Here is an 802-nt window from a genome sequence, read left to right on the forward strand (position 1 = left end):
ATGTGGATGGCGGCGAATGATGGCTTATCGTTTGGTCTTTTCGCCAGCCCGTGTGTTGACGCCCTTGCGTGCCTCGCTCGCCTCAAGTCGCACGCCTAAACGTGCCTCTTGTCCGACAGGACGCCCCACAGCCGGAGGGATGTTCTTACGGCCGATCGCTCCTTGGTCTCTGTCGAGCGCGGCATCTCGTTGCTTTTCCATGAGCGCCGGCGGCCAGAGCGATTTAGTGCGGGGCAACCCATACAGTTCCTTGTACGTCCGCGCGTCTAAGCCGTGCACACGAAAGTGCATGTTGAGGCCACCGAACCATTTGCCGCAAGAATGGCATTGGACTGTTGTCCCGTCTGGCGAAAACACCATAACACCACGCGGCGGCAATCCTGGGTCTGATTGCGGCTCGATTTTCGGCGCAGGCCGGTTTTTGAGCTTCCACTGGCGGAGGTATTCTAGTCGTCGTTCGCGATCCTTGTGTGGCATCACTCGCTCACAGTTGGGTCCACGCCGCCAGGTGTTGATGCCAGTTTCAACCGCTCGATCACCTGATCAAGATCGGCCTGTCTCTCAAGGGCAATGCGCCAAAGGTCCATTGCCATACCTGGCTTTAGGTCGGCGTCACCGGCAGCCATTCGGCGGATATGTCGATCAGAAACGCCAAGATCACGGGCGATTGCGGATTGCCATTGAGGCCCATAAAGGGCCTCGCCGGCATCTTTCAGAAGTTTTGCGGTCATGCGGCTTCACCTTCGAATTCACGGGCCAGCTCGTCACGGAAGCCGACCAGATACCAGCCGGTCACATTGCT

2 protein-coding genes are annotated in these 802 nt (G+C 58.2%); both read right to left on the bottom strand.

Going from position 1 to position 802, the window contains the following annotated elements; translation table 11 throughout:
* Positions 1 to 24: 24 nt before the first annotated feature.
* Positions 25 to 477 (bottom strand): MucR family transcriptional regulator, encoded by a 453-nt coding sequence (locus DEM27_RS35335; protein ID WP_109462522.1) that lies wholly within the window; start codon positions 475 to 477, stop codon positions 25 to 27.
* Positions 477 to 731: a hypothetical protein gene (locus DEM27_RS33800; protein ID WP_128755634.1), complete on the bottom strand. Its 255-nt coding sequence runs from the start codon at positions 729 to 731 to the stop codon at positions 477 to 479. Before DEM27_RS33800 ends, DEM27_RS35335 begins: the two co-directional genes overlap by 1 nt.
* Positions 732 to 802: the final 71 nt, after the last annotated feature.

It is taken from the genome of Rhizobium album, assembly GCF_003122325.1.
GTDB classification, from domain to species: domain Bacteria; phylum Pseudomonadota; class Alphaproteobacteria; order Rhizobiales; family Rhizobiaceae; genus Metarhizobium; species Metarhizobium album.